Below are 18521 nucleotides of genomic sequence, written 5' to 3' on the forward strand. Positions count from 1 at the left end.
CCCCCGGCGCGTGGCCGGGGGGCGGCGCGGGAAGTTCACCGCGAGATCACCCGAGCAGCTTCAGGGCGAGCTGCGGCATCTGGTTCGCCTGGGCGAGCACCGAGACGCCCGCCTGCTGGAGGATGTTGGCGCGGGCGAGGCGCGAGGTCTCCTCGGCCACGTCCACGTCGCGGATGCGGCTGTTCGCGGCCGAGAGCGCCTCGGAGAACGACTGGATGTTGTTGATGGCGCTCTGGAACCGGTTGCCGACCGCGCCCAGGTCGGCGCGGTTCTTCGAGACGGTCTCGATGGCCGCGTCGATCGACGACAGGGCGTCCCGGGCGGTGGTGCCGGTGGTGAAGTCCAGGGTGGTCGCGTCCAGGCCCAGGCTGGCGGCGGTGGCGTCGAGCGTCGAGAAGGAGATCTGGTCGTTGCTCGCCGTGTCCTTCTCCACGCCCACCTGGAAGTTCAGCGAGGTGGCCGTGCCGCTCAGCAGCGCGGTGCCGTTGTACTTCGTCACGTTGGCGATGCGATCGATCTCGCCGGTGAGCTGGTCGGCCTCCGCCTGGACGTAGGCGCGCTCCTTGTCGCCGATGCCGTCCGAGGCCGCCTGCATGGCCAGCTCGCGGAGGCGGGTGAGGATGTTCGAGGTCTCGTTGAGCGCGGCCTCGGACGTCTGGATCACCGAGAGGCCGTCGTTCGCGTTGCGCACGGCCTGGTTGTAGCTGCGGATCTGCGCCTCGAGCTTGGTGCTGATGCCGAGGCCGGCGGCGTCGTCGCCGGCCTTGGTGATGCGGTAGCCCGAGGACAGGCGCGACATGGACGAGTCGAGCGTGTTCTGGGTGTTGGACATGTTTCGCTGCGCGTTGAGCGAGGCGATGTTCGTCCGGATCGAGAGGGACATCCGTGGTTCTCCTTGTCGGTGTGGCGGGGCGATCGGTCTGGTCGCCCTCACCCTCCGCATCGGCGCGCCGGCGGCCGGCGATAAGGCCGGCCGGCGCCCGCGCTCACCGCAGCCGGTCGAGCAGGGTGAGCTGGAACCCCTTGGCGGTGGCGGTGAGCGCCGCGTCCAGCGCGCGCTGCGCCAGCGCCAGCTCGCTGGCGGCGGCGATGGGGTCGGCGTCGGCCAGCTTCCCGATGGCCGCGCGCGCGTCGTCGCGGGCCGCCTGGCCGGCCCGGGTGGCGGCGTCGAGCGCGGCCATGGCGGCCCCGGCGGCGCCGCGGGCGGAGGAGAGCTGGTCGGTCCCCCGCGCCAGCGGGGAGAGGGTGGCGCGGATCGCCTCCGGGTCGTCGGCGTCGAGCGCCGACGCCAGCGCGGCCAGCGTCGCGAGCACGTCCACGCCGCCGCCCGCGCCGGCGATGGCCACGTCGGCGCGGACGCCGGCCGGCTGCCGCACCCCGGGGGCGAGCTCCACCTCGCGCACCCCGGCGTCGCCCAGGTACGCGCCGCTCGCGTCGAACGGCGGCGCGCCGTCCCGGAACCCGCCCAGCAGGTACCGGTTGCCGACCTTCACCCCGAGGCTGGCCACCGCCGAGGCGAGGAGGCCGCGCACCTCCCGGGCGCCGGTGGCCCGCTGGGCCGCGTCGTACGGGGCGCTCGCGAACTTCGCGGCGAGCTCCTGCGCCCGGGCCAGCCCGTTCGCCACCTCGCCCAGCGCCGCGTCCACCGCGGCGAGCTCGTCCGAGGCGCGGCCGGTGGCGGTGGCGACCGCCTCCATGCGCCGCGCCTTCACCCGCTCCGCGGCGACGCGGGAGGCGGCCCCCGGGTCGTCCCCGGGGTGGACCACGCGCACGCCGCTCGACGCCTGCGCCACCGCGCGGTCGAGCCGCGCGCGGGCCTGGCCGCCCTCCCGGGCGGCGCGGTCGAAGGTCATCCGGTCGGTCACGCGCATCGCGGCTACTCCAGCTTCAGCAGGGTGTCGAACATCTCCGACGAGGCCTGGATCACCTTCGAGATCGCCTCGTAGGCGCGCTGCGCCTTCTCCATCTCCAGCAGCTCCTCGTCCACCGAGACGCCGCTGGCCGACTCGCGCATCGCGGCGAGGTGGTCGGCCATGCCCGCGTCCTGGGCGGCGGACGCGGCCAGGCCCCGCGCGGCGGCACCGAACGCGCCGGTGATCCGCGCGAGCGCGCCGGTGGCGTCGACGCCGGCCAGCAGGTCCGAGCCCTGGCCGCTCGCGATCCGCGCGGTCGAGGTGGCGAGCAGCGCGAGCACGTTGCCGGCGTCGCCGGGCTGGCCGGCGGCGGTGGCGGTGGCGAGCCGCGAGGGATCCGCCGCCACCGCGCCCGCCACGGCGATGCGCCGGGCCGCGCCGGCGGAGGTGGTGCCCACGTCCAGCAGGTCCAGCCCGGTGGAGCCGTCGAGCCCGTAGCCGGCGCGGTGCGCGGCGTTGAGCTGGTTGCCGACCGCCCAGGCGAGCTGGTCGAGCGCCGTGATCGCGTCCTTCAGCGGGCCGGACGACGCGTCCACCAGCCCGCCCAGCTCGCCGCCGGGCGGGGCGTCGGCGGAGGTGCCGCCGATGGCGAGCTGCACGGAGAGGTGGCCGTCCGGGCCGGGCTGCGGGAGCAGCGTGGAGGCACGGAGGCCGGCGACCAGGGCGGCGCCGCCGGGCAGGAGCAGCGAGACGTCGCCCTCGCTCGTCGCGGCCGGCACCGCGCCGGTGAGCGCGGCGAGCCGGTCCACGGAGCGCTGGCGCGCGTCGAGCAGGTCGTTCGGCTCCCCGGCGCCGGCGGCGCGCGCCGCGCGGATGTCGCGGTTCAGCGCGGCCACCTCGGCGGCGAGGGCGTTCGCCTCGGACAGTCCGGCGGCGATGCGCGCGTCGGCGCCGGCGCGCGCGTCCTCCAGCCCCTGGCGCGCGCGGTTGAGCGAGAGCGCGAGCGTGCGGGCGGCCGCGACGGCCGCCTGGCGGAGGCCGGGATCGGAGGGCGCCTGCGACAGCTCGGTGAGGGCAGCGTAGAGGCCGCCGAGCGCGTCGGCCGGGCCGCCCTCGGCCTCGGGGTCCAGCACCTGGACCGCCTCCAGGAGCGAGGACGCCGCGGCGGAGCGGGCCGACCGCCCCTGCGCGGCGGGGAGCTGCGCCTCGAGGAAGCGGTCTCGCGCCTGCGTCACCTGCGCCAGCGCCGCGCCGCGGCCGATCCAGGCCCCGCCGGCCTGCTGGGCGGGGAGGACGGTGGTGAGCACCGCGCGCTGGCGGGCGTACCCGGGGGTGTTGGCGTTCTGCAGGTTGTGCGAGGCGGTCGCGGCGGCGGCGCGCTGCGCCGCGAGGCTGGCGGCGCTGGAGGAGAGGATGCTCAGCAGGTCGGCCACGGGGTCGCTCCTCAGCGGCGGCGGGCGGCGCCCGCGGGCGCGCCGCGCCGGTCGTAGGCGGCGGGGCAGGGGCAGAGCGCGGCGAGGTAGCCCTGGACGCAGGCGCGCGCCCGCGCCGCCAGCGCGAGGTTGAGCCGGTCGCGCTCCGCGATCTCGGTGGCGAGCGCGCGCACCTCGGCGAGCAGGACCCCGAGCGCGTCCGCCGCGCGGGGCGCCCGCGCCCGCAGCCGGGCCAGCGTCGCCTCGCCGCCGGGGGCGGCGCGCGCCAGCGCCGCCGCGAGCCGCTCCTGCAGCGCCGCCACCTGCGCGTTGAAGCCGGCGCGGGCGCTCGCGCCGTCGAGGATGCGGGGGGCGTCGAGCGCGCGCAGCGCCTCGGGCACCGCGGCGGCGCGGGCCGCCTCGGCGCGGAGCGCGTCGCGCAGCGCGGCGGCGGCGGCGAGGACGTCGTCCATCGGGCGCCTCACCCCTGGAGCAGCGCCCGCAGCCGCGCGGTCAGCTCGGCGTCGTCGAGGATCCGCTGCGCGATGCGCTGCGGATCCGGCCGGAACGTGCCCTGCCTCACCGCCGCCTCGATGGCCTCCAGCCGCACGGCCCGGTCCTTTGCCGCGCCGCCCCGGGCGGCGGCCGCGGCGGCCTCGAGGCGCGCCAGCGACTCGGTCGACACCCGGTCGGCCGCCGGTGCACCCGGCTCCCGGGTGCGCTGCGACCCCGCGGCGCGGCCTGCCTCGACGCGACGGATCTCTGCGGCATCGTTGACCTTCATGGAGACCTCCTGCTCACGGTCCGCTCCTGCCGCTCTCATCGGCACGCCGCGCGTAGATCTTGAGGGCTCGCGTCGGGTCGATCGCGCGGCCGGCCATCCGGACCTCGAAGTGGAGGTGCGGCCCGGTGGAGCGGCCGGTGCTGCCGACGCGCGCCAGCTCCTCGCCCGCGGCCACCACCTGGCCCGGGCGGACGCGCACCTCCGCGGCGTGGCCGTACAGCGTCACGAGGCCGCCGCCGTGGTCCACCTCGACCGCGTTGCCGTACCCGCCGCGCGGTCCGGCGCGGACCACCACCCCGGCCGCGGGGGCGCGCACCGGCGTGCCCTCCGGCGCGGCGACGTCCACGCCGTCGTGGCGCGCGGCGGCGCCGGTGAAGGGATCGGCGCGCGGGCCGAACGCGCTGGTGATCCGCCCCGGCAGCGGCGGCGCGAGCGCGCCGGGCGCCACGGTCGCGGTGCGCGGCGGCGCGGCCGGGCCGGCCAGGGGGGCGGGCCCGGGATCGCCGCCGCCCAGCGACCGGGTGATCTCGCCGGCGAGCCCGATGCCCCCCGAGCGCGCCACCGCGTCGGAGAGCGCGTCGGCGAACAGGTCGGCGCGGACCCCGGCGCCGGCGCCCTCGCCGCCCCGGAACGCGCCGCTCGTCCGCACGATCTCGCGGAGCAGCATGGCCTCCAGCGCCTGCGCGGCCTCCCGCAGGCGCGGATCCGCGGCGGGCGCGGCCCCGGCGGCGGGCGCGATCACTCGAGCACCTCGAGGTCGGCGTCGAGCGCGCCCGCGGCGCGGATCGCCTCCAGCACGGCCACCAGATCCCGCGGGCTCGCGCCGAGCAGGTCGAGCGCGCGGGCGAGGTCCTCGACCGAGGCGGCGGCGGGCAGCGCCACCACGCCCCCCGCGGCCTCGGCGGCGGCGGCGCGGTCGCGCGTCGACTCCACGGTGCGGCCGGCGCCGAACGGCGCGGGCTGCGAGACCGCCGGGTCGCGCTGCACGCGCACCTGGAGGCCGCCGTGCGCCACGGCCACCGGGCGCAGCCGCACCCCCTCGCCGGCCACCACCGTCCCGGTGCGCTCCGACACCACCACCCGGGCCCGCTGGTCGGCCTCGACCTCCAGCAGCTCGACCTCGGCCAGGACGCCCACCGCGTCGTCCCTGCGCGCCGCCGGGGGCGAGAGCTCCACCGCGGCCGGATCGAGCGCGCGGGCGGTGCCGGCGCCGAGCTTCGCGTTCACCGCCGCGGCGACGCGGGTGGCGGTGGTGAGATCGGGCCGGCGCAGCGCGAGCACCAGCGGCGCCTGGCCCAGCGCGAAGTCCACCGCGCGCTCCACCGTGGCGCCGCCCGCCACGCGCCCGGAGGTGGGCGTGTTCTTGCGCAGCTCGGCGCCGCCGGCGCCCGCGTCGTAGCCGGCCACCTGCACCGGGCCCTGGCCGACCGCGTAGACCTTGCCGTCGCCGCCGGAGAGCGGCGTCACGAGGAGCAGCCCGCCCGCGAGCGAGCGCGCGTTGCCCATCGAGGCGACCGCCACGTCGATCCGGGTCCCGGGCCGCGCGAACGGCGGCAGCCGCGCGGTGACCATCACCGCGGCGACGTTGCGCGAGCGGACGTCCTTCGGATCGATCCGGATGCCGAGGCGCCCGAGCATGCCCGCCACCGACTGCTGCGTGAACAGCACGCGCTCGGAGTCGCCGGTGCCGGGCAGGCCCACCACCAGGCCGTAGCCGTACAGCGCGTTCTCGCGGACGCCCACCACGTCGGCGAGCTCCTTCACGCGCGCGGCGGCGGCGGGGGCCGGCGCGGCGAGCGCGGCGGCGAGGGCGAGGGCGAGGGCGGCGGGGGTCGGGCGCGCGGGCATGGCGGGGCTCAGAACGGCCAGAACCAGCCGAGGAGGCGGGAGAGCCAGCCCTGGCGCTGGTTGTCGGAGAGCACGCCGCGGCCGGTGAACTCGATCTCGGCGTCGGCGACCATCGAGGACTTCACGCCGTTCTCCTGGTCGATGTCGATCGGCCGCACCACGCCGGAGATGTAGAAGTGCTGCTCCTCGGCGTTCACCAGCACCACGCGGTGCCCCTCGATGAACAGGTTGCCGTTGGGCAGGACCTTGCGGACCACCGCCGGCACGGTGGCGGTGAGCCGCTCGGTGCGCGCGGTGGAGCCGAGCCCCTGGAACCCGGTGTCCGCGCCGCCCTTCAGCGCGTACGGCTTGCTCAGGGAGGAGAGGAACGCCTCGATGGACGCGTTCAGCTCGCTGCGCCGCGTGAGATCGGTGTCGGCCGAGCGCTTCGCGTCGGCGATCTCCTCGATCCGGACCACCACCAGGTCGTTCTCGCGGAGCGCGCGGGCGTCGGTGTAGAGCATCGACGCGGCGCGCCCCTCGCGCCAGATCGAGCCGGCCGTGGCGGCCTGCGCCTCCTGCCCGGAGGCGCCCGGCACGGCGTAGTCGCGGCGCTTCGGCACGTAGCCGGCCACGTGGGCCGGGCCGCAGGCGGACAGCGCCAGGACCAGCGCGGCGAAGGCCGCCACGGCGAGGGCGATGCGGGTGAGCGCGCTCACGGGACCTCCACCAGGATCCGGCCGTCCTGCAGCCGGCCCTCCACGCGGCGGCCGCCGGGGAGGAGGGCGCAGGCGCGGCCGCGCACGCATGGGACGGCGCGGGCCGCGCGGGTGATCTCCAGGCCGCCGGCGCGGACCACCACCTCCACCGGCTCGCCGGGCGCCGGCCCGGCGCGGACGTCGGCCGCGGCGAGCAGCGCGCCGGCGGCGAGGGCGCGGGCGGCGCGCGCGCGGGGGGGAGGTCGGCCAGCGGGGCGCGCCCGGGCACGCGCTCCGCCTCGGCGGGCTCGACCGCGCCGGCGATCGGCTCGCCGCCGCGGAGCGCGCGCGTCGTCCGGAGGGCCGGCCCGGTGACGCGCACCGCGGCCCAGGCGAAGGCGCGGCAGGGCCGGCCGGCGCCGTCGCGCCCGTCCACCTCCAGCGGGATCTCGCCCGAGGCCTGCACCGGCCGCAGCGCGCGGTAGCCGCCGGGCGCGCAGCCGGGCGACCCGCCGCGGAGCGCCTCGACGCGCGCCCGGGCACCGTCGGGCGCGAGTGCCGAGGCCACCGCGGCCTCGGCCGAGGCGGCCGGGGGCGGGGCGGCCGGGGGCGGGGCGCCGAGGGCGGCGAGGAGCGCGGCGGCGAGGCCGAGGGCGGGCATGGCGGGGCTCAGCGCAGCGAGGTGAGGCGCTGCAGCATCTGGTCGGCGGTCTGGACCACGCGCGAGTTGAGCTCGTAGGCGCGCTGGGTGGCGATCATGTCGATCATCTCCTCGACCGCCTTCACGTTGGCGCCCTCGAGGAAGCCCTGGGCGAGCGTGCCCGCGCCCTGCTCGCCGGGGCGGGCCTCCACCGCCTCGCCGCTCGCGGCGGTCTGGAGGAGCAGGTTCCCGCCCGCCGCCTCCAGGCCGCCCGGGTTCGGGAAGGTGCAGAGCTCGAGCCGCCCCAGCTCCTGCGGCGCCTCCCGCCCGGCGACCTGCGCGCGCACGGTGCCGTCGGCGTCCACCGTCACGCGCGTCGTCTCGGGCGGGAAGGTGATCTCCGGCTCCACTACCTCGCCGCGCGCGGTGACCAGCCGGCCGGCCGCGTCCACCCGGAAGTTCCCGGCGCGCGTGTAGGCGAGCGAGCCGTCCGGGCGCTGCACGCGGAAGAAGCCGTCGCCCTCGACGGCGAGGTCGAGCGCGTTGCCGGTGGTGAGCAGCTCGCCCTGGCCGAAGTTGCGGACGGTGGAGCCGGTGCGCACGCCGAGGCCGACCTGCAGCGCGGCGGGCGCGGTGCCGCCGCGGGGGTCGGGCGCCTCGGCGCCGTGGAGCGTCTCGGAGAGCAGGTCCTCGAACTCGGCCCGCTGCCGCTTGAAGCCGGTGGTGCCGGTGTTGGCGAGGTTGTTGGCGATGACGTCCATCCGGAGCTGCTGGGCTTCCATGCCGGTGGCGGCGGTGTAGAGCGAGCGGAGCACGGGGGGTCCTTTCACTTCACGCGCGCCACCTCGACGGCGCGCTGGTCGAGCTGCCGGTACGTCTGGATGGCCTGCAGCGAGGCCTCGTAGGCGCGCTGGGCCGAGACGAGCTGGATCGACGCCTCCAGGGCGCCGGCGTTGCCGAGCTCGAGCTCGCCGCTGCGCACCGCGCCCTCCGCCGGCAGCGCCCGCCCGCCGGCGCCCGGCGCGAGCAGGGAGGGGCCGACCCGGTCCACCGGGCCGTCCAGCCGGGCCAGGCCGAGCGCGGCGACCTCCACGTCGCCGGCCCACACGCGCCCGGCGGCGTCCACCCGCGCCTCGAGGTCGGGCGGGAGGACGATGGGCTCGCCGCGGGCCGAGAGCACCGGCCGGCCGTCAGAGACGAGACGCCCGCCGGCGTCCAGCGTCAGCCGGCCGTCGCGCGTGTACGCGGCGGCGCCGCCGGCGGTGCGCACGGTCAGGAACAGCCCCGCCTCCGGCACCACGTCGAGCGCGTTGCCGGTCCGCTGGGTCGGGCCGGGGCGCAGGTCGATCCCGGTGGCGACCGCGGCGGCGTAGCGCTTGTCCTGGGCCGCGCCGGGCGCGAGGAAGCTCTCGAAGGCGGGGCGCGCCGCCTTGAAGCCCGGCGTCTGCGCGTTGGCGAGGTTGTCGGCGACGGCGTCGAGCTGCTCCGCCCGGGCCACCGCGCCGCACATGCTCACGTAGATGCCGTCCGCCATGTTCGCGTCTCCCGCCCGGCGCCTTCGCAAGCGTCGCGCCAGCCGGGCGCGCCACGGGACCGTCGCGGCGCGGGGGGCCCGTGGCGTGCAAGGCGGGGCCGGCGGGGGAGTGGAGGGGCGGCTTGGCCCGGACGCGGCTGGATCGGCTGGTGAAGGTGCGCGAGCGCGCCGAGGCGCGCGCCGAGGAGGGCCTGGCGCGGGCCCGGGGCGGCGTGGCGCGCGCGGCGGAGCGGCTGGAGGCGACGCGCGCGGGCGCGCGGGCCGACGGGCGCGGCGCCGGAGCGGCCGGCCTGTGGGCGGTGGAGGAGCTCGCGCACGCGCGGGCGCTCCGCTCGGTGGAGGCGGCCGAGGCCGAGGTGGCGCAGGCGCTCCGGCGGGAGGCGGTCGCCCGGGCCGGGGTGGCGGGCGCGCGGACCGAGGCGGAGGCCGCCCGCCGCGCCCGCGAGCGGAAGCTCGCGGAGCAGCGGGTGGAGGAGGAGCGCGGGGAGCGTCGCGCGCTGGACGAGCTCGCGACGCTCGCGTTCAACCGGCGCGCCTGAGCGCCGGCGGGCGCGCCGCCGCGGCGGCGAAGGGCAGCTGGCCCACCCGCGGCCGGGGCGCGGCCGGGCGGGCGCGCAGCGCGGCGCGGCCCGGGTCGAGCAGCATCCACGGCGCCCGGGCCTCCTCCGGCCCGGCGGCGCCGCGGGCCAGCCGCAGCACGGACTTGGAGAAGCCGTCCTTGCCGCGCGGCACCAGCGCGAGCGGCGCGTCGGAGGGGCGCATGCGCTCGAAGCCGAGCTTCTGGTAGACGGCGAACGCGCGCGGGTTCTCGGCCTGCAGCGTGACCCTCCCGCCGGCGCCGGCGCCGCGGGACAGCGTCACGGCGCGGTTGACGAGCGCGGTGCCCGCGCCGCGCACGGTGCGCGCGTCGGGCGGATCGGCCGGGCCGAGCAGGTTCCACGGGGCGGTGGCGAGCAGCTCCACGAACGCGGCCCCGGGGCACACGAAGAGGGAGGTGACGGCCTGGATGCGGCCGCGGTGGACGGCGGCGTGGACGGTGCGCTGCTCGGTGACGCCCTCGCCCTCCTCCTCGCCGGCCAGCACGCGGGCGAGCTCGCCGACGATGCGCAGCGAGTCCTCCAGGCGGGCCCGCGTGGCGGGGGCGACCCCGCGTGCCAGGAAGGCCTGGGCGGTGAGGACCCAGCCGCGCAGCTCCTCGGCGAGATCCGGGTCGTCGGGATCGAAGGTGGTGAAGCGGAAGGTCGCCCGCCCCGTGGGACGGGCGCATCGTTCGTCTGGGTCGTCGTACGACGGCATGGCTCAGCGTGCTCCTGGCGGCGCCCTTCGCGTCCGCCTCGACCGCGTCCTCGCCGGCGGGGACATCCCGGAACGGCGGCGCGGTCGGGCCAGACGACAGCACCGGGCCCGGGGCCGGTAAAGGTTTCCGCGAACGGCCGCCCGTTTCGCGGGGTTCCGCCTGTCTTGGCTCCGGTGTAGGCCCGAATGCTACCCGGGAACGTAGGCAAATGTGGTTACATCTCCGACACGAGCGTGCGGAGCTTCTTCACCGCCTCCGCGTGGAGCTGGCAGACGCGCGGCTCGGACACCCCCAGCACCTTCGCGATCTCGCGGTAGGTGAGCGCCTCGTCGTAGTACAGCGCCAGCAGCACCTGGAGCCGCTCCGGCAGCGCGGCCACCGCGCGCGCCAGCGCGCCGCGCCGCTCGGCCGCCGCGAGCGCCTCGTCCGCCGGCGGCGCCGGGGCGGGCGCGACGTCGTCCTCGACCGGCGCGGGGGGCGCGGCGAGCAGGAGCAGCTCGCCGACCTGCTCGGCGGGCAGCCCCACCGCATCGGCCACCTCGACCGGGTCCGGCTCGCGGCCGATGGCCTGCTCCAGCCGCGCCCGGGCCGCCTGGACGCGGTCGGCGTCCGCGCGGAGGCGCCGCGGCAGGTGGTCCATCCGGCGGAGCTCGTCCAGCATGGCGCCGCGCACCCGGTGCTCGGCGAAGGTCTCGAAGCGGACGTCCTGGGACGCGTCGAAGCGCCGCGCCGCCTCGAGCAGCCCCATGGCGCCGGCGGACCAGAGGTCGCCCGGGTCGACCGCGTGGCCGGTGCGGGCGGCGAGGCGGCGGGCGCAGCGATCGAGCAGCGGCGCGTGCCGCCGGAGCAGGGCGTCGTCCGGCCCGGGGGCGGGCGGGCCGTAGCGGGCGAGAGCGGCGTGGGCGGCGGGCATGGCGGGCTAGGCGGGCGAGGCGGGCGAGGCGGCGGGCTGCCGCTCGCGGAGGAGCTGCTGCCAGAACAGCTTCACGCCGCCGGGCAGGGCCTCCGGCGGCGGCGCGGTGAGCAAGGCGTCGCAGAGCGCCTGGAGCGCGCGGCTGGCGTGCGCGCGCGGGTAGAGCTCGACGAGCGGCTGCTGCACGCGCCCGGCCCGGGGCAGGTCCTCGTCGCGCGGGATGGCGCCGAGGTAGGCGAGGCGCGCGTCGAGGAACTTGCCGGTGACCTGGGTCAGCCGCCGGAACACGTCGCGGCCCTGGAAGTCGGCCGCCTGGTTCGCGACCACCCCGAACCGCGTCACGCCGGCCTGCTGGGACAGGACCTTCACCGTGGCGTAGGCGTCGGAGAGCGAGGTGGGCTCGGGCGAGACCACCAGCAGCGCCTCCTGCGCCGCGCCGGCGAAGAAGAGCACGTTGTCCCCGATGCCCGCGCCGCAGTCCACCAGCACGAGGTCGAAGCGCCGGTCGAGCGCCTCGAACGCGGACACGAGCGTGAGCTTCTGCGCGTCGGTGAGCCGGGTGAGCGACTGGATGCCGCTCGACGCGCCGAGCACGCGCACGCCGCGCGGGCCCTGGGTGAGCACCTGCTCGGCGGTGGCCGCGCCCTCGAGCAGGTGGCCGAGGTGGTGGGTGGGGCAGATCCCCAGGACGATGTCGGCGTTGGCGAGGCCCAGGTCCGCGTCCACCAGGAGCACGCGGCGCCCGGCGCGGGCGGCGAGCACCGCCAGGTTGGCGGAGATGTGCGTCTTGCCCACGCCGCCCTTGCCGCTCGTCACGGCGATCACGCGCAGCGGCGGGGCGGGGTCGCGCGGGGCGACGCGGTCGCGCAGGCCCTGGGCCTGGTCGGCACGGGCGCGCTCGGGGGAGGCGGTCACGGGGCGTCCTTTCCGGCGACGAGGTCCACCAGCGCCGGGCCGGCGAGCGCGTGCACGTCCTCGGGCACGCGCTGGCCGTCGGTCACGCAGGCGATGGGGCGGCACACCCGCACCGCGGCGGAGAGCACGCTGCCCGGCCCGGCCGCCTCGTCGAGCTTCGTCAGCACCAGGCGATCCGGCGCGAGCGCGCGGTAGCGATCCGCCACCGCGGCCAGCTCCAGCGCGCCCGCCGCCGCCGACACGGCCAGGTGGAGCTGGACCCGCGGGACGGAGCGGACCAGCGCCGCCTGGCGCTCCACGTCCTCCACCGAGGCGTGGCCGGCGGTGTCCACCAGCACGAGGTCCACGTCGGAGAGCCGATCCAGCGCGCGCCCGAGCTCGCCGCGGTCGCGCGCCACGAGCACCGGCACCTCCATGATCCCGGCGTAGCGCGCGAGCTGCTCGGCGCCGCCGAGCCGGTAGGTGTCCACCGTCACGAAGGCGACGCGCTTGCGCGTCTCCAGCAGCGCGCGCGCCGCCACCTTGGCGAGCGTGGTGGTCTTGCCCACGCCGGTGGGGCCCACCACGGCGAGCACGCGGCGCGCGTCGTGGAGCCACGGGGCGCGGCACGGCACCAGCCGCTCGCCCAGCAGGTCCTTCACCGCGCGCCAGGCGCGGGCAGGGTCCGCGCCGCCCAGCTCCAGCGCGGAGCGGACCAGCCCCTCCGCCAGGGCCGGCTCCACCCCGCGCCCCACCAGCCGGGCGTAGGCGTCGGCGCCGGCCGGCGGGAGCTGCAGCTCGCGCCCGGCGCGCGCCTCCAGCGTCACGGCGGCGAGCGCGCGGCGCGTCTCCTCCACCGAGCGGCGCAGGAGGCGCAGCTCGTCCTGCAGCGGGTCGTCGGGCGGGCGCGCCGGCGCGGGCGCCGCGGCGGGCAGCGGCGGCGGGCGCGGCGCCGCCGCCGCGGGGCGGCGCGGCGGCCCCGCGAGCGCCGGGCCGGGGCCGGCCGGCTCCAGCGCGGCGGTGATCTCCACCTCGGCGCGGCGGAACAGCCCGCCGTCCACGGTGCGGGTGGCGAGGATGACCGCCTCGGGGCCGAGCGCGGCCTTCACCGCGGCGAGCGCGGCGGCGGAGTCGGGGGCGCGGAAGGTGCGGACGGTGGGCGTCATCGGCGTGGCTCCTGGCGCCCGGTAGTGCAACCGTCAGGCCGCGAGCTGCGGCTGCGCCTGCACCGTCCCGGCCGGCTCCACGGTGGTCCCGGGCACCAGCTCGCGCGCCGCCAGCACCTGGACGTCGGGCACGAAGCGGCTGGCGAAGTCGAACAGCGGCCGGCGCAGGTCCGGTGGCGCCAGGACGACGACGGGGTGCCCCGCGCCGGTCAGGCGCGTGGCGCCCGACTCGAGCGACGCCACCAGCCGCCGCGCGGTCTCGACGTCGGGGGCGAGCGCCGCCTCGCCGTCGGACGCGCCCAGGGTGGCCCGGAGCGTCTCCTCGGTGCCGCGGTCGAGCGTGAGCGCGCGCACCACGCCGTCGGCGTTCGCGGCGCGGGCGGTGAGCTGCCGCGACAGCCGCCGCCGCGCGGCCTCCACCAGCCAGGCCGGCTCCTTCGAGCGCGGCGCCGCGTCGGCGACGGCCTCCAGCACCGTGCGCAGGTCGCGCACCGACACGCCCTCGCGGAGCAGCCCGCGGACCACCCGGACCAGCTCGCCCAGCGAGATCGCGCCGGGGACCACGTCCTCGACCAGCTTGGGCGCGTCGCGGCCCAGGACCCCGAGCAGCTCCTGCACCTCCTGGCGGCCCACGATCTCGTGCGCGTTGCGGCGGAGCAGCTCGGAGAGGTGCGTGGTGATCACCGACGCGGCGTCCACCAGCGTGAGCCCGAGCGCCTCGGCGCGCGGGCGATCGGCCGGGGTGATCCACACCGCGCGCAGGCCGAACGCCGGGTCCACGCCCGGCACGCCCTCCACCGCGGGGTCGCCGCCGTTCGGGTCGAGCGCCATGAGCCGCTCGGGGTGGGCGAGGCCGCGGCCGAGCTCGACCCCGCGGAGCAGCACGCGGTACTGGCCGGGCTCGAGGTGGAGGTCGTCGCGCAGGTGCACCGGCGGGAGCACGATGCCGAGCTCGGTGGCGAGCTGGCGCCGGAGCGCGGTGACGCGCCCGGGCAGCTCGCCGCCCCTGTCCAGGTCGATGAGCGGCACCAGCCCGTAGCCCACGCCCAGCTCGAGCGCGTCGAGCGCGAGCAGGTCCTGGATCCGCTCCGGGCCCTTCTCCTCGGCGGCGGGGCGCGGCGCGCGGGCGGCGGCCTCCCGCCGGGCGGCGGCCCGCCGCGCCGCGAGGAGCAGCGCCCCGGCCACCCCGCCGAACGCGACCAGCGGCATGCCCGGGAGCAGCCCGAGCGCCACGAGGACGCCCGCGGCGGTGCGGAGCACGGCGGGCCGGCCCAGCATCTGGCTCGCGACCTGCGTGCCGAGGTCGCTGCCGGCGGCGCGGGTCACCACCAGGCCGGAGGCGGTGGAGACGAGCAGGGCCGGCATCTGCGAGACCAGCCCGTCACCCACCGTGAGCAGAGTGTAGGTCTCGGCGGCGGCGGAGAGCGAGAGGTGGTCGCGCAGCAGGCCGGCCAGCAGCCCGCCCGCGATGTTCACCCCGGTGATGGCGAGGCCGGCCACCGCGTCGCCGCGCACGAACTTGGAGGCGCCGTCCATGGCGCCGAAGAACTCGGTCTCCCGCTCCAGCGCCTGCCGGCGGGCGCGCGCCTCGCGGTCGTCCACCAGGCCGGCGGCGAGGTCGGCGTCGATGGCCATCTGCTTGCCGGGGAGCGCGTCGAGGGTGAAGCGCGCCGCCACCTCCGACACGCGGTTCGAGCCCTTCGTGATCACCGTGAAGTTCACGATGAGCAGGATGAGGAACACCACCAGCCCGACCACCAGGCTGCCCCCCACCGCGAAGCGCCCGAACGTCTCGATCAGGTGGCCGGCCGCGCCGGCGCCCTTGCCGCCGTCGGTGAGGATGAGCCGGGTGGTGGCGACGTTGAGCGCCAGCCGGAACAGCGTGACGAGCAGCAGGAGCGAGGGGAACACCGAGAACTCGACCGCGCGGGTGAGGCCGAGCGCGACGAGCAGCATGAGCACCGAGAGCCCGATGGACAGGGCGAGGAACACGTCCAGCGCCGCCGCCGGGAGCGGGACGATCAGGATGGCGAGGATGCCGAGCACCCCCACCGCCACCGCCAGCTCGGCCCGGCCGCCCGCGGGCGCCCCGGGGGTCGTGGTCGTGCTCACGCGCGCGCCCCTCCGTCGCGGCGGCCGGCGGCGCGGTAGACGAACGCGAGCACGGCGGCCACGGCCTTGTAGGTCTGGGCGGGGATCTCCCGGCCCACCTTCACCTTCCGGTACAGCAGCCGCGCGAGCGGCACGTCCTGCACCACCGGGACGCCGTGCTCGCGCGCGAGCGCCCGCATCTGGCGGGCCAGCTCGCCCTTGCCCTTGGCGGTGACCCGCGGCGCGCGCCCCTCGTCGCGCCGGTAGCGGAGGGCGACGGCCACGTGGGTCGGGTTCACCACCAGCGCGTCGGCGCGCGGCACCTCCAGGCGCGCCTGGTTGCGGAGCAGCTCGCGGTGGCGCCGCCGCCGCTGGCCGCGGACGAGCGGATCGCCCTCGTCCTCCCTCACCTCGCGCTTCGCCTCCTCCTTCGTCATCCGGTGCTTGCGCGCGAAGCGCCACCGGGCGAGCCCCAGCTCCGCCAGGGCGAGCGCGGCGGCGGCGAGGAGCACCGGGAGCGCCACCCGCGCGAGGAGCGCGAACAGGGCGGCGAGCTGCTCCCCCGGCGCGGCGCCGAGCAGCGCCGGCAGCCGCGCCACCCCGTCGCGCGCGGCGCCCCGGCGGCCGCGGCGAGCGCCGCGACCTTGGCGAGCGCCAGCGCGAGGTCGAGGAGGAAGTCGCGGGAGAGCGGGCGCAGCAGGCGGCCGGGCTGGAGCAGGCGCGAGGGATCCGGGGCGGCCAGCCGGGGCCAGAAGCCGCCGCGCGTCTGCGCGAGCGTGGCCGCCGCGCCGCCGAGCGCCGCGGCCGCGCAGACGCCCAGCGCCGCCGCCGCCGGCCGGACCGCCAGCGCGGGCAGGGTGGCGAAGGGCGCCCGGTCCACCGAGGCGGCGGCGTGGCGCAGCAGCTCCGCCAGCCCGCTGCCCAGCCCGGGCGCCTGCGCCACGAGCGCGAGCGCCGCGCCGGCCAGGCCGGCCGCCAGCGCGGCGTCGTGGCCGAGCGGGACCTGGCCCTCCTCGCGGGCGCGCGCCAGCCGCTGCGCGCTGGCCGGCTCGGTGCGGTTCTCCTGGTCCTCGGCGTCCGCCACGCGTCACCCTCCCGGCCCGGCGAGCGCCGCCACTGCGGCCCGCGCGGCCAGCTCGGCGGCGGCGGGCGCGGCCAGGTACAGGGCCAGGCCGGCGGCGAGCGTGGAGGCCGAGAACCCCACGTTGGAGAGCGAGAGCTGCGGGGCCATCCGGCCCATCACCCCCAGGAGCAGGTGGCCGAGCAGGGCCGCCGCCATCACCGGGAAGGCGAGCCGGACCGCCAGCGCCACCGAGAGCGTCGCCTGGCCGGCGGCGCGCGAGGCGAGGCCGGCCAGGTCCGGCGCGGCGCCGGGGGGCCAGGCCAGGGCGGCGCGGGTGAGCCAGACCACCGCCTCGCGGTGCACGCCGAGCGCCACCGCCACCGCCTGCGCCACCACGAACACCGTCTGCGAGACCGCGCTCGACTCGGCGCCGGTGATGGGATCGACGAGGGCGGAGTACCCCAGGCCCGCGGAGAGCCCGGCGAGATGGCCGGCGGCGAGCGCGGCGTCGAGCGTCCAGCGCGCCGCGAGGCCGGCGAGGAGCCCGGTGGCGGTCTCGGCGAGCGCGGCGCCGGCCAGCCCGGCCAGGCCGGCGGGCGGCGGCACTGCGGGGGAGCCGGCGCCGGCGTGCACCGCCCAGGTGAGCGCCAGGGCCAGGCCGAGCCGGACCCGGGCCGGCACCACCCGCGCGCCGAGCACCGGCGCGACCGCGCACAGGCCCGCGGTGCGGAGCAGCAGCAGGCCGAAGCCCCAGGCGGTGGCGAGCGGCAGCTCCACTCAGCGCCCCGCCATCCGGAGGATGCACTGCGCCAGGAACCCGGAGAGCCGGTCCATCATCCAGCCGCCCAGCAGCCAGATCACCGCGCCGGCCGCCGCGGCGCGCGGGAGGAAGCCCACCGCGGCGTCGTTCACCTGCGTGGCCGCCTGCAGCACGCCCACCACCAGGCCGACGAGGAGCAGCGCGCCCAGCACCGGCCCGCCGACCGCGGCGAGCAGCAGCAGCGCCTCGCGCAGCAGCGCGCCGGGCAGCTCCGGGGTCACGCGAAGCTCCGGGCCAGCGCGCCGACCACCAGCCGCCAGCCGTCGGCCATCACGAACAGGCCGATCTTCACCGGCAGCGCGACGAGCGTGGGCGGGACCATCATCATGCCCATCGACATGAGGATCGCCGAGACGAGCAGGTCCACCAGCAGCAGCGGCACATAGAGGAACAGGCCCATGCGGAAGGCGGTGGTCAGCTCGGAGATCATGAAGGCGGGGACGGCGATGGACATCGGGATCGCGTCGCCGCTGGCGGGCCGGGGCGTGGCGGAGATCTCGTAGAACAGCGCCAGGTCCTGGTCGCGCGTCTGGCGCAGCATGAACTCGCGCACCGGGCCGCTCGCGCGCTCCAGCGCCTCCGCCTGGCCGATGCGGTCGTCGAAGTACGGGCCCAGCGCGTCGGCGTACACGCGGGTGGCGGTGGGCGACATGACGAAGGACGAGAGGACCAGCGCGAGCCCGACCAGCACCTGGTTCGGCGGGACCTGCGGCGTCCCGAGCGCCTGGCGCAGGAAGGAGAGCACGATCACGATCCGCGTGAACGAGGTGACCGAGACGAGCAGCGCGGTCGCGAAGCTCAGCGCGGTGAGCACCAGGAACAGCTTCACCGGCGCGGAGCCGCCGCCGTTCACCGAGAGCTGGAGCGCGCCCTCGGCGGCGGGACTCGCCACCGACAGCGCCGCGATCGGCAGGCCGAGCGGGCTCACCGGACCCTCCCGGCCTGGCCGCCGGCCAGCTTGCGGCGCAGCGCCTGGTCCTCGGCGCTCTCCGCGAGCAGCGCCTCGAAGCCGGGCGCCGGGGCCGGCGCAGCGGACCGGCCGAGGCCGCGCAGCCGCGCGAGCAGGTCGGGCGGCGCGGCGCGGGCGGGGAGCGGCGGGGGCGAGGCCGGCGCGGGCGCGGCCGCCGGGAGGGGCGGGGCGGCGGGGAGGGCGCGCAGGAGCGCGAGGCCGGCCTCGCTCGAGCCGAGCAGCAGCACCTCGTCGCCGACGCGCGCGAGCACCAGCGCGCGGCGGGGGCCGAGGCTGGTGGTCTCGAGCACCTCCACGTGGCGCGGCGCGGCGCGGCGCCGGCGGGCGAGGAGCAGCGCCGCGGCGGCGAGGGCGGCGAGCAGCAGCCCGGGCGCGGCGAGCGATCGCCCGAGCGCCGGCGTGCCCGCGAGGTCGAGGGCGCGGGCGGCCGGCGGCGCCTGCGCCGGCCCGGAGGGCGCGGGCGAGGGCGACGTGGCGGCATCCGCCGCAGCGGGCGCGGGGAGCGGGACGGCGGACAGCAGCAGCGCGGCGAGGAGCGCGGTGGGCATGGGCTCGGCTC

Annotated in this window: 23 protein-coding genes; 1 reads left to right on the forward strand and 22 read right to left on the reverse strand. The window is 78.5% G+C overall.

From position 1 onward, the window contains the following. Window positions 1–46: 46 nt before the first annotated feature. From ACOQFB_RS08595 to ACOQFB_RS08645, 11 genes are all read right to left on the reverse strand, one after another. Window positions 47–883 carry a flagellin N-terminal helical domain-containing protein gene (locus ACOQFB_RS08595; protein WP_059438793.1) on the reverse strand — a complete coding sequence of 279 codons (837 nt, stop codon included), beginning with the start codon at window positions 881–883 and terminating at the stop codon, window positions 47–49. Window positions 884–986: 103 nt separating this feature from the next. Then, window positions 987–1871, reverse strand: a complete 885-nt coding sequence (locus ACOQFB_RS08600; protein WP_059438792.1) for a flagellin N-terminal helical domain-containing protein — start codon at window positions 1869–1871, stop codon at window positions 987–989. Between the two features lie 5 nt (window positions 1872–1876). Beyond that, window positions 1877–3286, reverse strand: a complete 1410-nt coding sequence (flgK, locus tag ACOQFB_RS08605) for a flagellar hook-associated protein FlgK (RefSeq protein WP_421610181.1) — start codon at window positions 3284–3286, stop codon at window positions 1877–1879. An 11-nt stretch (window positions 3287–3297) separates the two neighbouring features. Then, complete coding sequence (locus ACOQFB_RS08610; protein ID WP_421610180.1) at window positions 3298–3738, reverse strand: hypothetical protein; 441 nt, start codon at window positions 3736–3738, stop codon at window positions 3298–3300. An 8-nt stretch (window positions 3739–3746) separates the two neighbouring features. Further along, window positions 3747–4049 carry a flagellar biosynthesis anti-sigma factor FlgM gene (locus tag ACOQFB_RS08615; RefSeq protein ID WP_059438789.1) on the reverse strand — a complete coding sequence of 101 codons (303 nt, stop codon included), beginning with the start codon at window positions 4047–4049 and terminating at the stop codon, window positions 3747–3749. Window positions 4050–4062: 13 nt separating this feature from the next. Then, on the reverse strand, window positions 4063–4791 hold the full coding sequence (locus ACOQFB_RS08620; protein ID WP_421610179.1) for a M23 family metallopeptidase: 729 nt from the start codon (window positions 4789–4791) through the stop codon (window positions 4063–4065). Beyond that, window positions 4788–5897 carry a flagellar basal body P-ring protein FlgI gene (locus ACOQFB_RS08625; protein WP_421610178.1) on the reverse strand — a complete coding sequence of 370 codons (1110 nt, stop codon included), beginning with the start codon at window positions 5895–5897 and terminating at the stop codon, window positions 4788–4790. The genes ACOQFB_RS08620 and ACOQFB_RS08625 overlap by 4 nt, the downstream gene beginning before the upstream one ends. A gap of 8 nt (window positions 5898–5905) precedes the next feature. Beyond that, window positions 5906–6595, reverse strand: coding sequence for a flagellar basal body L-ring protein FlgH (locus ACOQFB_RS08630; RefSeq protein WP_421610177.1), 690 nt, complete (start codon window positions 6593–6595; stop codon window positions 5906–5908). Next, window positions 6592–6735 (reverse strand): hypothetical protein, encoded by a 144-nt coding sequence (locus ACOQFB_RS08635; RefSeq protein ID WP_494492533.1) that lies wholly within the window; start codon window positions 6733–6735, stop codon window positions 6592–6594. Before ACOQFB_RS08635 ends, ACOQFB_RS08630 begins: the two co-directional genes overlap by 4 nt. Window positions 6736–7243: 508 nt before the next feature. Beyond that, complete coding sequence (flgG, locus tag ACOQFB_RS08640; RefSeq protein ID WP_421610175.1) at window positions 7244–8029, reverse strand: flagellar basal-body rod protein FlgG; 786 nt, start codon at window positions 8027–8029, stop codon at window positions 7244–7246. Between the two features lie 11 nt (window positions 8030–8040). Beyond that, a complete protein-coding gene (locus tag ACOQFB_RS08645) occupies window positions 8041–8748 on the reverse strand; it encodes a flagellar hook-basal body complex protein (protein WP_421610174.1) in 708 nt (235 codons plus the stop codon). Between the two features lie 122 nt (window positions 8749–8870). On the opposite strand from ACOQFB_RS08645, the gene ACOQFB_RS08650 reads away from it, so the two are divergent. Continuing rightward, window positions 8871–9287, forward strand: coding sequence for a flagellar FliJ family protein (locus ACOQFB_RS08650; protein WP_421610173.1), 417 nt, complete (start codon window positions 8871–8873; stop codon window positions 9285–9287). Here the strand turns inward: ACOQFB_RS08650 and ACOQFB_RS08655 are convergent. The 11 genes from ACOQFB_RS08655 to ACOQFB_RS08705 form a co-directional block, all read right to left on the reverse strand. Beyond that, complete coding sequence (locus ACOQFB_RS08655; protein ID WP_421610172.1) at window positions 9271–10044, reverse strand: GNAT family N-acetyltransferase; 774 nt, start codon at window positions 10042–10044, stop codon at window positions 9271–9273. The two genes, ACOQFB_RS08650 and ACOQFB_RS08655, sit on opposite strands and share 17 nt — an antisense overlap. A gap of 215 nt (window positions 10045–10259) precedes the next feature. Next, a complete protein-coding gene (locus ACOQFB_RS08660) occupies window positions 10260–10958 on the reverse strand; it encodes a sigma-70 family RNA polymerase sigma factor (RefSeq protein ID WP_421610171.1) in 699 nt (232 codons plus the stop codon). 6 nt (window positions 10959–10964) lie between these two features. After that, window positions 10965–11873 carry a MinD/ParA family protein gene (locus tag ACOQFB_RS08665; protein ID WP_059439547.1) on the reverse strand — a complete coding sequence of 303 codons (909 nt, stop codon included), beginning with the start codon at window positions 11871–11873 and terminating at the stop codon, window positions 10965–10967. After that, window positions 11870–13018 carry a flagellar biosynthesis GTPase FlhF gene (gene flhF, locus ACOQFB_RS08670; RefSeq protein ID WP_494492534.1) on the reverse strand — a complete coding sequence of 383 codons (1149 nt, stop codon included), beginning with the start codon at window positions 13016–13018 and terminating at the stop codon, window positions 11870–11872. The genes ACOQFB_RS08665 and flhF overlap by 4 nt, the downstream gene beginning before the upstream one ends. A gap of 33 nt (window positions 13019–13051) precedes the next feature. Beyond that, window positions 13052–15130 carry a flagellar biosynthesis protein FlhA gene (flhA, locus tag ACOQFB_RS08675; protein WP_059439560.1) on the reverse strand — a complete coding sequence of 693 codons (2079 nt, stop codon included), beginning with the start codon at window positions 15128–15130 and terminating at the stop codon, window positions 13052–13054. After that, window positions 15127–15654 (reverse strand): EscU/YscU/HrcU family type III secretion system export apparatus switch protein, encoded by a 528-nt coding sequence (locus ACOQFB_RS08680; protein WP_494492576.1) that lies wholly within the window; start codon window positions 15652–15654, stop codon window positions 15127–15129. The genes flhA and ACOQFB_RS08680 overlap by 4 nt, the downstream gene beginning before the upstream one ends. Then, window positions 15543–16193, reverse strand: a complete 651-nt coding sequence (locus tag ACOQFB_RS08685; RefSeq protein ID WP_494492535.1) for an EscU/YscU/HrcU family type III secretion system export apparatus switch protein — start codon at window positions 16191–16193, stop codon at window positions 15543–15545. The genes ACOQFB_RS08680 and ACOQFB_RS08685 overlap by 112 nt, the downstream gene beginning before the upstream one ends. 3 nt (window positions 16194–16196) lie before the next feature. Next, complete coding sequence (locus tag ACOQFB_RS08690; RefSeq protein ID WP_421610872.1) at window positions 16197–16949, reverse strand: flagellar biosynthetic protein FliR; 753 nt, start codon at window positions 16947–16949, stop codon at window positions 16197–16199. Continuing rightward, window positions 16950–17213, reverse strand: coding sequence for a flagellar biosynthetic protein FliQ (locus ACOQFB_RS08695; protein WP_237758222.1), 264 nt, complete (start codon window positions 17211–17213; stop codon window positions 16950–16952). It lies immediately after the preceding gene. Next, a complete protein-coding gene (gene fliP / locus ACOQFB_RS08700; protein ID WP_421610871.1) occupies window positions 17210–17920 on the reverse strand; it encodes a flagellar type III secretion system pore protein FliP in 711 nt (236 codons plus the stop codon). Before fliP ends, ACOQFB_RS08695 begins: the two co-directional genes overlap by 4 nt. Continuing rightward, window positions 17917–18510: a flagellar biosynthetic protein FliO gene (locus tag ACOQFB_RS08705; RefSeq protein ID WP_421610870.1), complete on the reverse strand. Its 594-nt coding sequence runs from the start codon at window positions 18508–18510 to the stop codon at window positions 17917–17919. Before ACOQFB_RS08705 ends, fliP begins: the two co-directional genes overlap by 4 nt. Between the last annotated feature and the right edge of the window lie 11 nt (window positions 18511–18521).

Origin of the sequence: Anaeromyxobacter sp. Red801 (assembly GCF_049201065.2) — a bacterium.
In the GTDB taxonomy this organism is placed as follows: Bacteria; Myxococcota; Myxococcia; order Myxococcales; family Anaeromyxobacteraceae; genus Anaeromyxobacter.

Coding starts and splice junctions, on each gene's coding strand:
- ACOQFB_RS08595 (WP_059438793.1), bottom strand. CDS start 883: ATGTCCCTCTCGATCCGGACGAACATCGCCTCGCTCAACGCGCAGCGA.
- ACOQFB_RS08600 (WP_059438792.1), bottom strand. CDS start 1,871: ATGCGCGTGACCGACCGGATGACCTTCGACCGCGCCGCCCGGGAGGGC.
- ACOQFB_RS08610 (WP_421610180.1), bottom strand. CDS start 3,738: ATGGACGACGTCCTCGCCGCCGCCGCCGCGCTGCGCGACGCGCTCCGC.
- ACOQFB_RS08615 (WP_059438789.1), bottom strand. CDS start 4,049: ATGAAGGTCAACGATGCCGCAGAGATCCGTCGCGTCGAGGCAGGCCGC.
- ACOQFB_RS08625 (WP_421610178.1), bottom strand. CDS start 5,897: ATGCCCGCGCGCCCGACCCCCGCCGCCCTCGCCCTCGCCCTCGCCGCC.
- ACOQFB_RS08645 (WP_421610174.1), bottom strand. CDS start 8,748: ATGGCGGACGGCATCTACGTGAGCATGTGCGGCGCGGTGGCCCGGGCG.
- ACOQFB_RS08655 (WP_421610172.1), bottom strand. CDS start 10,044: ATGCCGTCGTACGACGACCCAGACGAACGATGCGCCCGTCCCACGGGG.
- ACOQFB_RS08660 (WP_421610171.1), bottom strand. CDS start 10,958: ATGCCCGCCGCCCACGCCGCTCTCGCCCGCTACGGCCCGCCCGCCCCC.
- flhF (WP_494492534.1), bottom strand. CDS start 13,018: ATGACGCCCACCGTCCGCACCTTCCGCGCCCCCGACTCCGCCGCCGCG.
- ACOQFB_RS08705 (WP_421610870.1), bottom strand. CDS start 18,510: ATGCCCACCGCGCTCCTCGCCGCGCTGCTGCTGTCCGCCGTCCCGCTC.